Below are 14003 nucleotides of genomic sequence, written 5' to 3' on the forward strand. Positions count from 1 at the left end.
CCGTCCAACGCCGCGGTCGCGGGGGACCTGAGCGCTTCCGCCAGCTGCGGCCCGGGATCCACCGCCACGCTGTGCGGGCTGGAATCCATCCGATGCCCGCGCCGCGTCCGTGCGCTGGCATGAGCGGGCCTGCCTGCCACGCACGTCACGGTGTCGAACGCGGCAGGGTTGGGCCCTTCCTACCGGTCCCCGCGGCCCCGGCATCGCAGTCGCGCACAGGTGCGCTGCCACGAGAGCTCTCGCGACGCTTGAGGGCGGAGGAGTGGTTCGTGTGACTTCTCTCGCAGTCGCGGATGTTGCGCTGCGCCGCTCCAGCGAAATCGCCCGGGACACGGTCAACTTTCCAGCCGTACCTCTATGATGCGTGGAGACACGACGCCGCGCCGAGGGAGACGCCGCCTTGTTCGTCCATGTGGAAACCCGGCGGCGCTCAACCACGCAATGGGCGACGCTGCTTCTCGTGCTCCTGTGCGTGGCCAGCTTTGTCGCGCTTGCGCTGATGCCGCCGCCACAGCGGATCTCGTTTCTGCTGGAGTGGGGCACCATCCCCGCCAACATCTTCGACACCCGCGAAGCGTTCTGGCGGCAGCTGGGCGACCCGGCGTTGTTGCGCCTTTTCACCGCGCTCTTCATCCATGTGGCCTGGATCCATCTGCTGAGCAACCTGCTCTTCCTGGTGATCTTCGGGCTGCCGGCGGAGCGTACGCTGGGCTCGGCGCGCTTCCTTTCGCTGTTTGTCGCTGGCGGCATCGTGGCCAATCTGGTCGGTGCGTTGACGCTGGCGGGCGTGCGCTTGCCGATCATCGGCTGCAGCGGCGCGGTGTCGGCGGTGCTGGGCGCCTACGCGGCGCTGTTCCCGCGGGCGCGGCTGGGCCTGGTATTGCCGCTGGGCTTGTTCCTCGAGTTCGTGCGCGTGCCGGCCTACCTGCTGATCGGCATATGGGTGCTGCTGCAGTTGCTCTTCAGCTACGCCGGGCCCAGCTATGGCGCGGTCGTGTGGTGGACGCACATCGCCGGATTCCTGTTCGGGATGCTGTTCGCGCTGTTCTCGCGCGAGGCGATCGCGCGCCGCCTGCGCGGCTAAACTGCGCGACATGCGCGCCAAGAAACTCTACAAGGTCACCTTCCTGCATCTGGGCAAGTGCTACGAGCTGTATGCGCGGCACGTGGACACCAGCCCGCTATGGGGCTTCACCGAAGTGGGCGAGCTGGTATTCGAGCCGGCTGGGTCGGGGCTGCTGGTCGACCCCACCGAGGAACGCCTGCGCGAGGAATTTGCCGATACCCGCGTCCTTCACCTGCCGATGCAATCGATCATGCGCATCGAAGAGGTCGATCGCAAAGGCGCCCTGGTGATTCGCGAGGCCGGCGATGGGCAGAAGGTAACGCCGTTTCCGCTGCCGCCCAAGCTGCGCTGACCGGTCTGCCGGACGGTCCAGCCGCGAGCGACCAGAGAGATCAGCCCACGCTCAGCCCGTGCCGCAGGCCGAAGCCGCGCATGACCCGACGTGCGATCGGCGTGGCCGCCACCTCGCGCCAGATCTGCTGCGGATCGCTGCCTTCACGGTGCATCGCATCGCGCTTGCGGCGTATGTACGCCCGCATCACGTCCGCATTGAACTCCGGATGGAACTGGACGCTGACTGCATTGGGCCCGTAGCGGAGGAGGTGGTGCGGGTCGCGCGCCGAGCGGGCAAGCACCGTCGCGCCCGATGGCGGCTCCAGCACGCTTTGCTCGTGCGTGGTGTGGGCGCGGAAGCTGCCGGGCAGCCGCGCGGTGAGCGGATCGTGACAGGCAGCCGGCGTCAGCTCGATCGGCAGTGTGCCGATTTCCCGCCCGCCAGGCAGGTAGTCGACGCGGCCGCCAAGTGCGTGCGCCATCAGCTGATGGCCGTAGCACACGCCAAACAACGGCAGGTGGGCGTCCATGGCATCCCGGATCCACCCGGCCGTGCGCTCGCTCCAGGCGGCGCGTTCGGTGACCATCGCCGCCGAACCGGTGATCAACGCGCCGGCGACGTCCTTCGGCGAAGGCAGGCTCTCGCCCGCGGCGACGTCGACGACCTGCAGGCGCACCGGCGACAGCGCCGCGCACAGGCGAAACCAGTGCGGGAAATCGCCGTGGCGTGCGCGGATGGCGTCCGGCGCGCGGCCGGTACGGATGATCAGGATCGGTTTCATATGGACGTCTGGATAGCCCGAAGCTAGGACAGGTTCTCGTGTTCGATGGGCGGCAACACGGTCAGCACTTCCTGCACCGTGGTCACGCCCTTGGCTACCTGCGCGGCCGCTGAAATGCGCAAGGGCTGCATGCCTTCGGCCAGCGCGGCTTCGCCCAGCCTGGCCAAGTCGAGTTGGGCCGAGATCAGCCCGCGCAGGCGGGGGCTGATCCTGAGCATCTCGTAGACGCCCGTGCGGCCCATGAATCCAGTGTTGCGGCACTCCAGGCAGCCGACCGGCTCGTACACCCTGGCCGGGACCGGCAGCGTCCAGCCGTGGGTGAGCGCGGTCCAGGTGTGCGGGTCCTGCTGTGCCTCGCGCTTGCAGTGCGGGCACAGCGTGCGCACCAGGCGCTGGGCGACCACGCCGGTCAGCGTGGACTGGATCAGGTAGTGCGGCACGCCCAGGTCGAGCAGGCGGGTCACCGCGCTGGGTGCGTCGTTGGTGTGCAGGGTGGAGAGCACAAGATGGCCGGTCAGCGAGGCCTGCACCGCCATCTGCGCGGTCTCGAGGTCGCGGATCTCGCCGATCATGATGATGTCCGGGTCCTGGCGCAGCAACGTGCGCACGCCGGCGGCGAAGTCCAGCTCGATCGATGCCTGCACCTGCATCTGGTTGAGCTCGGGGCTGACCATCTCGATCGGGTCTTCCACCGTACAGACGTTGAGCTCCGGCCGCGCCAGGTGCTTGAGCGTGGAGTACAGCGTGGTGGTCTTGCCCGAGCCGGTCGGGCCGGTCACCAGGACGATTCCGTGCGGACGCTCGACCAGCGAACGCCAGATCGCGTCTTCCGCCGGCGAGAAGCCCAGCTGGGAAAAGTCCTTGGCCACGATGTCCGGATCGAAGATGCGCATCACCACCTTCTCGCCGAAGGCCGTGGGCATGGTCGAGATGCGCAGCTCCACCTCGCGTCCGGCAGACGAACGGGTCTTGATGCGACCGTCCTGCGGACGCCGCTTCTCGGCCACGTCCATGCGCGCGAGGATCTTGATGCGCGCGGTCACCGCGGTCATCACCGGCGGCGGCAGCTCGAATACCTTGTGCATGACGCCGTCGATGCGAAAGCGCATCTGGCCCGCCTCGCGGCGCGGCTCCAGGTGGATGTCCGAGGCGCGCTGCTCGAAGGCGTATTGCAGCAGCCAGTCGACAATGTGCACGACGTGGCGGTCGTCTGCGCCGACCTCGCCGGTCTTGCCCAGTTCGACGAGCTGTTCGAAGTTCAGGATCGCCGCCGAGCTGTCGTAGCCGGCGGCCTTGGCGTCCTGCGCCATCTGGATCGAGCGCTGCACGCCATAGAACTCGGCCAGGTACCGGTTGATGTCCAGCGGGCTGGCCACCACCCGGCGCACGTCGCGGCGCAGCATCTGGGCCAGGTCACCCGCCCAGGCCGCATCGAACGGCTCGCTGGTGGCGAAGGTGACCTCCGCTGGCGTCGCCGCCACCGGCAGGATGCGGTGGCGCGTGGCGTAGGCATGGCTGACCACCTGGGTCACCGCCGCCACGTTGATCTTCATCGGGTCGATCTTGAGGTAGGGCAGCGCCGCCTGGCCAGCGAGCCATTCGGTCAGGCTCTCGAGGCTCAGCGGGCGCCCGGGCTCGCGCAGGTTCGCCAGCTTGGCGTTGGCGATCAGCACCAGCGGATGCAGCTCAACCGTGCTGCGGCCGGCGCGGACGCCCATCCGCACGTTCTTGGCGTCGTCGGCGGCGACGTAGCCGTCGACCACCAGCGCGGCCAGCACGTCGTCCAGTCCGAGTCGGCCGCGACGACCGAGCAGGGATGCGATTTGCGGTGATGCGGCCATCGAGGACGGGCCTCCCCCGTGTGCGTTCGAGCGGCGCCGGGCCAGTGCGGGCGCGGGCTTTGGCTATACTAACGCGCTTTGTTGCAAGGCCGATCGCCATGCCCGCGCGCACTTTCCAGGACGTGATCCAGACCCTCAACCGCTACTGGGGGGCGCAGGGTTGCGTGCTCCTGCAGCCGCTGGACACGGAGGTCGGCGCGGGTACCTTCCACCCCGCGACGTTCCTGCGTGCGCTCGGCCCCGAACCCTGGGCCGCCGCCTACGTGCAGCCCTCGCGCCGTCCCACCGACGGTCGTTACGGCGAGAACCCCAATCGCCTGCAGCACTACTACCAGTACCAGGTGGTGATGAAGCCCAACCCGGAGAACATCCTGGAGCTCTACATCGGTTCGCTGAAGGAGCTGGGCCTCGATCCGCTGGTTCACGACCTGCGCTTCGTCGAGGACAACTGGGAATCGCCCACGCTGGGTGCCTGGGGCCTGGGCTGGGAGGTCTGGCTCAACGGCATGGAAGTGACCCAGTTCACCTACTTCCAGCAGGCCGGCGGCCTGGAATGCCGGCCGGTGACCGGCGAGATCACCTACGGCCTCGAGCGCCTGGCGATGTACCTGCAAAATGTGGACAACGTCTACGACCTGATCTGGACCGACGGCCCGCGAGGGGTCGTCACCTACGGCGACGTGTTCCACCAGAACGAGGTCGAGCAGAGCACCTACAACTTCGAGCACGCCAACGTGCCGGAGCTGCTGCGCTGGTTCGACGTCTGCGAGGCGACCGCCAACCAGCTGATCGCCGCCGGCCTGCCGCTGCCTGCCTACGAGCAGGTGATGAAGGCCAGCCACACGTTCAACCTGCTCGACGCAAGGCGCGCGATCAGCGTGACCGAACGCCAGCGCTACATCCTGCGCGTGCGCACGCTTTCGCGCGCCGTCGCCGAGTCCTACGTGGCGCAGCGCGAAAAGCTCGGCTTTCCCGGCCTGAAGAACGTCAAGAAGGAGCAGGCCGCATGAGCGCCGCCAAGTCGCTGTTGATCGAACTGGGCACCGAGGAGCTGCCACCCAGGGCGCTCGACGAACTCTCGCAGTCGTTCCTGGACGGGGTGCTGCAGGGCCTTTCCCGCCGCGGCATCGATGGTGCGCTGGACGAGGCGCGCGCCTACTGCACGCCCCGGCGGCTGGCCGTCCATGTGCCGGCGGTTGCAGGCACGCAGCCGGAGCAGCACGTCGAACGCCGCGGCCCGGCGGTGAACGCCGCGCTGGATGCGCAGGGCCAGCCGTCCAAGGCGCTGACCGGCTTCGCGCAGTCCTGCGGCGTAGAGGTTTCGCAGCTGGAGAAGCTGGAAACCGACAAGGGCGCGTGGTTCGTGTTCCGCGCGGTCAAGCCGGGCCAGCCGCTGGCCGCGCTGTTGCCGGAGATCGTCGAGGAGGCGCTCAAGGGCCTGCCGATCCCGCGCCCGATGCGCTGGGCCGACCACGACTACGCCTTCGTGCGACCGGCTCACTGGCTGGTGATGCTGCACGGTGCCGACATCATCGACGGCGAAGTGCTCGGCCTGAAGAGCGGGCGCAAGTCGCGCGGCCACCGCTTCATGCATCCGAACCCCGTGCACGTGACCGATGCCGACGGCTGGCTGGACGCGTTGCGCGCGGCCAAGGTGCTGGCCGATCCGCGCGAACGGCGCGAACGCATCCGCGCCGAAGTCGCACGCGTCGCCACGCAGACCGGCGGCGAGCCGCGCCTGGACGAGTCCCTGCTCGATGAAATCGCCAACCTGACCGAATGGCCCGCCGCGATCGCCTGCGCGTTCGAGCGGGAGTTCCTGGCGGTGCCGCCCGAGGCGTTGGTCACCACCATGGAAACCAACCAGAAGTTCGTGCCGGTGTTCGATGCGTCCGGCACGCTCACCGAGCGCTTCATCGGTGTCGCCAACATCGAGTCGAAGGACCCGACCGAGATCCGCAAGGGCTACGAGCGGGTGATCCGTCCGCGTTTCGCCGACGCGAAGTTCTTCTGGGACGAGGACCTCAAGACGCCGCTGGCGAGCTACCAGGAGTCGCTGAAGAGCGTCACCTACCAGCAGGCGCTGGGCAGCCTGTGGGACAAGAGCGTGCGCGTGGCCGAGCTCTCGCGCGTCATCGCCAGCCGCGTGGGCGTCGACGCCGGTGCGGCGACCCGGGCCGCCTCGTTGTCCAAGTGCGACCTGCTGACACGCATGGTCGGCGAATTCCCCGAGCTGCAAGGCGTGATGGGCCGCTACTACGCACAGCGCCAGGATGAGGGCGCGGCGGTGGCGCAAGCGCTGGACAGCTACTACCAGCCACGCTTCGCCGGCGATGCCATCGCGGCCGACCCGGTGGGTCAGGTGCTCGCGGTAGCGGAGCGACTGGATACGCTCGCCGGTATCTTCGCGGTCGGCATGAAGCCCAGCGGCAACAAGGATCCTTTCGCGCTGCGTCGTGCCGCCCTGGGGCTGGCCCGCACGCTGGTCGAGGCCGGCCTGGAACTGGACCTGCGCGCCAGCTTCGCCGAGGCGCTGGAGTTGCTGCCAGACACGGCGCTCGCCGCGGGCCTCAAGCCCGGCAAGGACGGCAAGCCGCCCGCGTTCGATGCCGGCGCGCGCCGCGCTGCACTGCTTGGGGAGCTGGTGGAGTTCGTGTTCGACCGCCTGCGCGGCTACTACGCCGAGCTCGGGTTCACCCCGGAGCAGTTCGAGGCGGTGCTGGCCGTAGTGCCGGCCACGCTGCCGGACTTCGATCGCCGACTGCGCGCGGTGGCGGAATTCGGCCGCCGCCCGGAAGCGGCAAGCCTGGCCGCCGCCAACAAGCGGGTGGCGAACATTCTGCGCAAGGCCGAGGAAGAGACGGGGACCGCGCCCGGCGGAGCCGTCGACCCGGCCTGCTTCGAATCGCCTGCCGAGCACGACCTGGCCCGCGCGCTGGACGCCGCCCTGGCGGACACCGCCCGGCCCCGCGCCAACGGCGACTACACCGCCGTGCTCACGCGCCTTGCCCAGTTGCAGGCGCCGGTGGACGCGTTCTTCGATGGCGTGCTGGTCAATGCCGAGGACGCTCGCGTGCGTGCCAACCGCCTAGCCCTCCTGGCCAGCCTGAAGGCGCAGTTCGCGACGGTCGCCGACATCGCCCGGCTGTAAGTACGGCGGCGCTCGGTGTGGCGCGCCGCACCGACTGAAGCGCTCTCCCGTGGCCGGCGCGACGACGTCGGCCTCAGGGTCGATCAGGCGCTGGCCCGTCCGATCCGCTCGGCCAACTGCCGGTTGAAGCTCAGCATCGCGTCGGTATCCACGCGCATGCCGCCCGGACCCACGGCCTCGTAAAGCTTGGCCAGCAGGTCGCTGTGGTCGGCCAGCGAAAGCCGCTGCCCGGTCAATTCCAGTTCCGACTGCAGGATGCGCATCGCGGCGTTCAGGCGTTTCGTGTCCATACCGGCGCCCTGAACCCCCAGGACATGGCCGGTTGCGCCGTCCATGCGGGTGCGCGGCCGCTGGGTCGTGTCGCTGGTGGTCTGCTCGTCGAAGCCGGACTGGTCCACGTCCGCCACGATCGCGCCTTCGCCCGCGACCAGCCACACCAGCGAAATGCCCAGGGTGCGCGCAAGGGTCACGCAGCGTGCACGCGACGGATCGGTGTTGCCGTCGCGCCAGCTGCGCACCACGCCCTCGGAGAAACCACACATGCGGGCGATCTCGGTGGCGCTGCCGACGCGCTGGATGAGCAGCTTGATGCGATCTGCAAAGGAGCCGGAGCTTTCCGGTTGGAGCGGGGGCGGTGCGAGGTTCATGGGCATTTCCTGGCGTCAGGAAGCGACACTGGCAGCCGCCGACCGGAAGCCGCCTTGCGTCATCCTATCGCGTGGTGCTTACCGCGAGCTTTGGCTTGCCCACTCCGGCCACGCCACCGGAACGGACCGCGGGGGCTGCCATCAGTCTGGCTTGACTTTTGCCCGGGGCCGATTTTTTCCGCTATGCTTGGAACTTCCCCCGCGGAAAACGTACGCGAGATGCCGTGCGGTTTCCGTGCATTCCCCAAGCAATTGCTTTTAATCGAATAGAGGTTTTCCCATGCGCAGGATGGTCTGGTCGCTGATGTCGGTAGCTGCGCTGGCACTGGCTGGCTGCAACGGCTCCAACGCGCCCGAGCAGGGCAACGGCGATACCGCCGCCACCGCGGCGAAGGCGAACTCGGTCAGCGGCACGATCACCGTGCGCGGCGAAAGCGCCGTCTCGCCCGACGCCAAGCTGGTGGTCAACCTGGTGGACGTGTCCTCGACCGACCAGGCCGGCGCCGCGCCGCTGGCCAGCAAGACCATCGCTCCGGTGCAGTTCCCGCAGTCGTTCGAGCTCACCTTCAATCCGGCCGACGTCAATCCGGCCGACCTGTACGTGGTCAAGGCCGACCTGACCGACGGCGAGCGCCACTACAAGATGGCGCTGCAGGCGCCGGTACTGACCAAGGGCGCGCCGAGCCAGGTGTCGATCGAGCTGGTGCCCGAACAGACCCCGGGCGAGAAGGAGCTGGCCGACTTCCAGGCGGTGCAGAAGCAGATCGGCGGCATGAAGATCAGCAACGGCACCAAGCTGGAGAAGGACGTCTCGCGCGCCTGGCAGGTGTTCCGCCAGAACGGCCAGGTGCAGTTCATCCGCGCCCGCGCCGACTACGGCGACAAGGGCTTCACCAGCACCGACTACGCCTACAAGGACGGCAAGCCGTGGGTGGTGGTGCAGCAGAAGAAGGCCAGCCAGGACGCCAAGCCCAGTTCGACCGAGCGCGCCGGCTGGGACAAGGACGGCAACCTGGTGCTCAAGCAGGCGGTGTCCGGCAGCAAGACCGAGTCGCTGAGCGACGACGAGGCCGCGAGCCTGAAGAACCAGGCCGAGAACATCCTGAACCTGGCCACCGGCGGCAAGGGCAAGTAAGCCTTTTGCCTGACGCGGACGTCCAGCCATCTGGACGTCCAGCCGTAAAAAAAGCCGCCCTTTCGGGGCGGCTTTTTCATGTGGGAGCGACCCGCCTCAGAAGCCGATCTTGACGCCCAGACTCAGGCTGTTGTCCTTCTGGTTGTCGTCGCTGAAGCGGCCGTGGTAACCGAACCAGCCGGTGACGTTGCTGCTGAACTGGGCGGACAGCCCGAGGTCGGCGCCGGCCCAGGTCTTGTCCGGCACGTAGCCGGTCAGGGCGAAGGTGCCCGGCATGCCCACCAGGCCTGCCTGGACCTCGCGCGGATCAGCCTTGTCGTCGTGGTTCCAGGACACTTCCACGAACGGCATCAGCGTGGCGCCACCGGCCTGCCACTGGCCCTGCAGGCGCCAGCCGAGCGACTCGACCATGGCATCGCGCTGCTGGTCGCCGAACCACATGGCGGTACTGTCGTTGCCGCTTTCGTTGTAGCCACTGACCTTCACGGTCTGCCATTCGGCGCGGGCGAACGGGCCGGTCTTCAGGCCGTTCGTGCCGAACCACCAGCCGCCTTCGAGGCCGGCACCCAGGTGGGTACCGTCCGCCTTGCCGCTCTCGTTGCGGATCGCGGCACCCAGCTGGATGCGACGGTTGATGTCCTTGAAGTTCGACTGGCCGAAGCTGCCGAAGCCGCCCACGTAGCCGCCACCGTTGTGATAGAGCACGTAGCCCAGGCCGGAGATGTCCTGCATCTTGTAGCCGCCCGCGCCACCGGCGAAATCGGCGTTGTTCTGGCCCAGCGAGAGCGCTACGCCGATCGACAGGTTGTCGTTCACGCGCGCGTCGGCACCCAGCGCCAGGTTGACGTTGTCGCTGTCGGCATGTGGCGAACCACTAGTCGCGTCAAACCGCTGGCGACCGTAATCCACGCTGGCGAACAAGCGGGTGTCACTGCCCCGGCCATCGGCCAGCAACTGGTTGCGGACGGTGCGGTACTGCGCGCCGGTCGCCGCCAGCGGCGCCTCGCCGAGCAGCGAAATCTGGCCAGGGGCCTCCAGGATCGACACCACGTACTGGCCCAGCACGGCATGCGCGGCGGTGGTCGGGTGCACGCCGTCGGCGAACACGTAGCTCTGGTCGGCGCCGTCCGGGTAGGTATAGGGCAGGCCCGAGCCCGCCGGGCCGCACTGCACCGACGAGGAGTTGGCGCCACAGGCCGGCGTGTTGACGTTGCTGAAACCGTAGGTCTGCGGGCCGGCGATGATCTCGTTGAACAGGCTGTAGACGTTCACCGGAACGATGCCCACGCCCATCTGCGACAGGCCGGCGTTGAGCGTGCCGTTGAAGATCACGCCGAGCCCGGCCAGCGAAGCGGCCGCGTCCGGGCCCTGCGACAGCGCCGATGGGGTCAGGCCGATGTTGGGCAAATTGAACACCAGGATGTTCTTGGCGCCCGCCGCCTGCAGCTGGCCGATCAGGGCGACTTCCTGCGCCGCCGCGGCGGCGACGCTCGCCTGCGCCTGGTCGGCCGTTTCGAACCCGCTCACGCCCGCGCCGGCCAGCACCGCGGCGTTCACCTGCGCGGTGACGGTCGGAGTGATCTGCGCGGTAAAGGCGGCGATCGCGGCCGGATCGTTCGGAATGAGGTTGTTGGCGATCGCCAGCGAGACCTGCTGCGAGATCGTCGCCGCGATCAGCTGCTGTGCCGTCGCGCCCGCGCCCGCGGCGGTAGCGTGATAGAAGATGTCGTTGGCGCCGCCCCAGATCGAGTAAAGCGCATCGGGGTCGACCGAACCGGTGGCCAGATAGCCGGTTACCTGGCTGGTCAGCGTCGGCACCGAGCCGGGCGTGCCCGGCGAATTGTTGAGCACGCCGGCGCCACCCCAGGCGTAGTCCGAACCGCCCATCAGCGAGGGCGCGATCGGCCGGCCCAGCGCGTCGGCCACGTTCTCGATGGCGAGGGTGCCGGGATTGGTGGTGAAACGCAGCGGCGGCTGCACGCCCGGCGCGGTCGCCAGCGAGATGTTGCCGTTGTCGCTCAGGCTGTCGCCGAACACGACGACCTGGCTGAAATCGGTGGCCACAGCGGCCGTGCTGAACAGCAGACCGGCGAGTATGGCGCCGGCAAGACGGGTACGGGGCATGACGGTGACGCTCCTTCGAGGGGCCGGGATGGCCTTTCGTTATTTGAGCGTTACGGTAATGCACTCCATACGGAAGCGCATGCTGCGGCGCATCGCGGTTGCCGGCGAGCTTCGCCCGGGCTGTCCGCCATTCGCCGGTGATGCCGGGCGCCGCCCGCCGCCGGGTCACCGTTGCGGCAGTTGCCTTCTGGACGGGAGGCCGCGGTGCAGCGGCCCGCCTTGGCGGAACGGGCCCGGCCGTGGTCGTTGATGGGAGCGCGCGACCGATACCAGGCCAGCCTCGCCCCCGCCGACCGGCATCCAGGCCTGCCGGCGGGCGATCGGGCGTCGTGCCCACCCCTGGCCGGCCGTTGTCTCGCGATGGGACTACGCGCGCCCCGGCCGATCGGTAACCGGTCGGCGGAAAAGCTGCCCGGTCCACACGCCGCCTGCCGCGCGCGTCGTTCCAATGAAAGCCTAACGCGCGCCCGGGCGTCGCAAGCCCGGGCGCGGCCTGCACGCCTTCGCCCCTTCAGCGCTTGCCCTGGCGTGCCCGCAGCAACGCGTCGGCGAACGCGTTGTTGGCCGGTGCCGCCGCGGGCTTCGACGTCGCGGCGCCACGCTGCTGGCGGGCGCCACGGTTGTCGTCGCCGGCACGCGCGCCGCGGGCCTGGCCGGGTTCGTCGTCCAGGCGCATGGACAGGCCGATGCGCTGGCGCGGAAGGTCGACCTCCATCACCTTGACCTTGACGATGTCGCCGGCCTTGACCGCATCGCGCGGGTCTTTGACGAAACTGTGCGACAGCGCCGACACATGCACGAGCCCGTCCTGGTGGACGCCGATGTCGACGAAGGCACCGAAGGCGACGACATTGGTGACGCGGCCCTCCAGGATCATGCCGGGCTTGAGGTCCCTCAGGTCTTCCACGCCCTCGGCGAAGCTCGGCGCGACGAACTCGGGGCGCGGGTCGCGGCCCGGCTTCTCCAGTTCCTTCAGGATGTCGCGCACGGTGGGCACACCGAACTTTTCATCGGTGAATTGCTCGGCCTTGAGCCCGCGCAGGAAGCCGGTGTCGCCGATGATGTTGCGCACCTCGCGCCCGCACTGGGCGATGATCCGCTCGACCACGGGATAGGCTTCCGGGTGGACTGCGCTGGCATCCAGCGGGTTGTCGCCATTGGGCACGCGCAGGAAGCCGGCGCACTGTTCGAACGCCTTGTCGCCCAGCCGGGGCACCTTGAGCAGCGCCTTGCGGTTGGCGAACGGGCCGTTGGCGTCGCGGTGCTTGACCACGTTCTCCGCGACGCTCGCCGACAGCCCCGCCACGCGGGAGAGCAGCGCGGCCGAAGCCGTGTTGACGTCCACGCCCACGGCATTGACGCAGTCCTCGACCCGGGCGTCGAGCGCACGCGCCAGCTTTACCTGGTTGACGTCGTGCTGGTATTGGCCCACGCCGATCGCCTTGGGCTCGATCTTCACCAGCTCCGCCAGCGGGTCCTGCAGGCGGCGTGCGATCGAGACGGCGCCGCGCAGGCTGACGTCCAGATCGGGGAATTCCTTGGCGGCCGTTTCCGAGGCCGAGTAGACCGACGCACCGGCCTCGCTCACCACGATCTTGGAAAGCTTCGTGTCCGGCAGCTTCTTGATCAGCTCGCCCGCCAGCTTGTCGGTCTCGCGCGAGGCGGTGCCGTTGCCGATCGCGATCAGGTCCACGCCGTGCTGCTTGCACAGCTTCGCCAGCGTGACCAGCGATTCGTTCCACTGGCGGCGCGGCTCATGCGGGTAGATCGTTTCGGTCGCCAGCAGCTTGCCGGTGGGATCGACCACCGCGACCTTCACCCCGGTGCGGATGCCCGGGTCCAGGCCCATCACGGTCTTCGCGCCGGCCGGCGCGGCCAGCATCAGGTCCTTGAGGTTCTCCCCGAACACGCGGATCGCCTCGTCCTCGGCGCCCTCGCGCACGCGGCCGAACAGGTCCAGTGTCAGGTGCAGGTGCAGTTTCACGCGCCAGGTCAGGCGCACGGTCTCGCGCAGCCAGGCGTCGGCCGGACGGCCACGGTCGTGGATGCCGGCGTGCGCGGCCACGCGGCCCTCGCCTTCCAGGTGCCCCTGCTCGGCGTCCAGCGCCGGCTGCAGTTCCAGTTCGATCACGCCCTCGTTGCGCGCGCGCATCAGCGCCAGCAGGCGGTGCGAGGGGATCTTGCCGACCGGTTCGATGTGGTCGAAGTAGTCGCGGAACTTGGCGCCCTCGTTCTCCTTGCCTTCGACCACCTTCGCGCGGATCTGGCCCTTGTCCCACAGCCAGTCGCGCAGCTCGCCGACCAGGCGGGCGTCTTCGGCGATCGACTCCATCAGGATCGCGCGCGCGCCATCGAGGGCCGCGCGCACGTCGGCCACGCCCTTGTCGGCATCGACGAACCGTTCGGCGAACGTTTCGGGCACCAGCGTGGGATCGTCGCGCAGGCCGGTCGCCAGTGGCTCCAGGCCGGCCTCGCGGGCGATCTGCGCCTTGGTGCGGCGCTTGGGCTTGTAGGGCAGGTAGAGGTCTTCCAGCCGCGCCTTGGTGTCGGCGGCGAGGATGTCGTTCTTCAGCGCGTCGGACAGCTTGCCCTGTTCCTCGATGCTGGCCAGGATCGCGCCGCGGCGCTCCTCCAGCTCGCGCAGGTAGCGCAGGCGCTCCTCGAGCAGGCGCAGCTGCGTGTCGTCCAGGCCGCCGGTGGCTTCCTTGCGGTAGCGGGCGATGAAGGGCACGGTCGCGCCCTCGTCGAGCAGGCCCACCGCCGCGCGCACCTGGTCGGGCTTGGCGGCAATGTCCTGGGCAATGCGGTGTTCGATGCTGAGCATGTGATCAACGACTTCGCGTGGTGCAGGAAGCCGTCGATCATAGCAACCGGACAAGGGTCCGTAGGGTGGGTTCCCGCCCACCTTCGACGCTTGGCAGGGT

10 protein-coding genes are annotated in these 14003 nt (G+C 68.7%); 5 read left to right on the plus strand and 5 right to left on the minus strand.

The window, feature by feature from the left end; all coding sequences use genetic code 11:
- The first annotated feature begins 400 nt into the window (after positions 1-400).
- Both ACFWZU_RS04280 and ACFWZU_RS04285 read left to right on the plus strand, forming a co-directional pair.
- Positions 401-1084 carry a rhomboid family intramembrane serine protease gene (locus tag ACFWZU_RS04280; RefSeq protein WP_439700181.1) on the plus strand — a complete coding sequence of 228 codons (684 nt, stop codon included), beginning with the start codon at positions 401-403 and terminating at the stop codon, positions 1082-1084.
- Positions 1085-1094: 10 nt separating this feature from the next.
- Positions 1095-1418 (plus strand): DUF1820 family protein, encoded by a 324-nt coding sequence (locus ACFWZU_RS04285; protein WP_439700182.1) that lies wholly within the window; start codon positions 1095-1097, stop codon positions 1416-1418.
- Between the two features lie 40 nt (positions 1419-1458).
- On the opposite strand, the gene ACFWZU_RS04290 is transcribed toward ACFWZU_RS04285, so the two are convergent.
- Together ACFWZU_RS04290 and ACFWZU_RS04295 are read right to left on the minus strand one after the other, a co-directional pair.
- Entirely contained in the window at positions 1459-2181 is a 723-nt protein-coding gene (locus ACFWZU_RS04290; protein ID WP_439700183.1) for a glutamine amidotransferase, read from the minus strand.
- A 23-nt stretch (positions 2182-2204) separates the two neighbouring features.
- Entirely contained in the window at positions 2205-4022 is a 1818-nt protein-coding gene (locus ACFWZU_RS04295) for a GspE/PulE family protein (protein ID WP_439700184.1), read from the minus strand.
- Between the two features lie 98 nt (positions 4023-4120).
- Between ACFWZU_RS04295 and glyQ the strand changes: the two genes are divergently transcribed.
- Positions 4121-5032, plus strand: a complete 912-nt coding sequence (glyQ, locus tag ACFWZU_RS04300) for a glycine--tRNA ligase subunit alpha (protein WP_439700185.1) — start codon at positions 4121-4123, stop codon at positions 5030-5032.
- A complete protein-coding gene (gene glyS, locus ACFWZU_RS04305; protein ID WP_439700186.1) occupies positions 5029-7173 on the plus strand; it encodes a glycine--tRNA ligase subunit beta in 2145 nt (714 codons plus the stop codon). The genes glyQ and glyS overlap by 4 nt, the downstream gene beginning before the upstream one ends.
- 83 nt (positions 7174-7256) lie before the next feature.
- Here glyS and ACFWZU_RS04310 read toward each other — a convergent pair whose 3' ends face one another.
- The gene (locus ACFWZU_RS04310) at positions 7257-7820 is read right to left on the minus strand and encodes a helix-turn-helix domain-containing protein (RefSeq protein ID WP_439700187.1); all 564 of its coding nucleotides are present in this window, start codon (positions 7818-7820) and stop codon (positions 7257-7259) included.
- A 280-nt stretch (positions 7821-8100) separates the two neighbouring features.
- Between ACFWZU_RS04310 and ACFWZU_RS04315 the strand changes: the two genes are divergently transcribed.
- Entirely contained in the window at positions 8101-8955 is an 855-nt protein-coding gene (locus tag ACFWZU_RS04315; RefSeq protein WP_325165447.1) for a DUF1481 domain-containing protein, read from the plus strand.
- A 96-nt stretch (positions 8956-9051) separates the two neighbouring features.
- Here the strand turns inward: ACFWZU_RS04315 and ACFWZU_RS04320 are convergent, their stop codons facing one another.
- Together ACFWZU_RS04320 and ACFWZU_RS04325 are read right to left on the minus strand one after the other, a co-directional pair.
- Positions 9052-11079, minus strand: coding sequence for an autotransporter domain-containing protein (locus tag ACFWZU_RS04320; protein ID WP_439700188.1), 2028 nt, complete (start codon positions 11077-11079; stop codon positions 9052-9054).
- A gap of 511 nt (positions 11080-11590) precedes the next feature.
- Positions 11591-13903 (minus strand): Tex family protein, encoded by a 2313-nt coding sequence (locus ACFWZU_RS04325; RefSeq protein ID WP_439700189.1) that lies wholly within the window; start codon positions 13901-13903, stop codon positions 11591-11593.
- Positions 13904-14003: the final 100 nt, after the last annotated feature.

Source organism: Frateuria sp. GZRR33, from assembly GCF_051900425.1.
Classification (GTDB): domain Bacteria; phylum Pseudomonadota; class Gammaproteobacteria; order Xanthomonadales; family Rhodanobacteraceae; genus Frateuria_A.

Bases quoted from the DNA above. Each gene is read 5' to 3' on its own strand.
- ACFWZU_RS04315 (WP_325165447.1), top strand. From the start codon at position 8,101: ATGCGCAGGATGGTCTGGTCGCTGATGTCGGTAGCTGCGCTGGCACTG.
- ACFWZU_RS04320 (WP_439700188.1), bottom strand. From the start codon at position 11,079: ATGCCCCGTACCCGTCTTGCCGGCGCCATACTCGCCGGTCTGCTGTTC.
- ACFWZU_RS04310 (WP_439700187.1), bottom strand. From the start codon at position 7,820: ATGAACCTCGCACCGCCCCCGCTCCAACCGGAAAGCTCCGGCTCCTTT.
- ACFWZU_RS04325 (WP_439700189.1), bottom strand. From the start codon at position 13,903: ATGCTCAGCATCGAACACCGCATTGCCCAGGACATTGCCGCCAAGCCC.
- glyQ (WP_439700185.1), top strand. From the start codon at position 4,121: ATGCCCGCGCGCACTTTCCAGGACGTGATCCAGACCCTCAACCGCTAC.
- ACFWZU_RS04295 (WP_439700184.1), bottom strand. From the start codon at position 4,022: ATGGCCGCATCACCGCAAATCGCATCCCTGCTCGGTCGTCGCGGCCGA.
- glyS (WP_439700186.1), top strand. From the start codon at position 5,029: ATGAGCGCCGCCAAGTCGCTGTTGATCGAACTGGGCACCGAGGAGCTG.
- ACFWZU_RS04285 (WP_439700182.1), top strand. From the start codon at position 1,095: ATGCGCGCCAAGAAACTCTACAAGGTCACCTTCCTGCATCTGGGCAAG.
- ACFWZU_RS04290 (WP_439700183.1), bottom strand. From the start codon at position 2,181: ATGAAACCGATCCTGATCATCCGTACCGGCCGCGCGCCGGACGCCATC.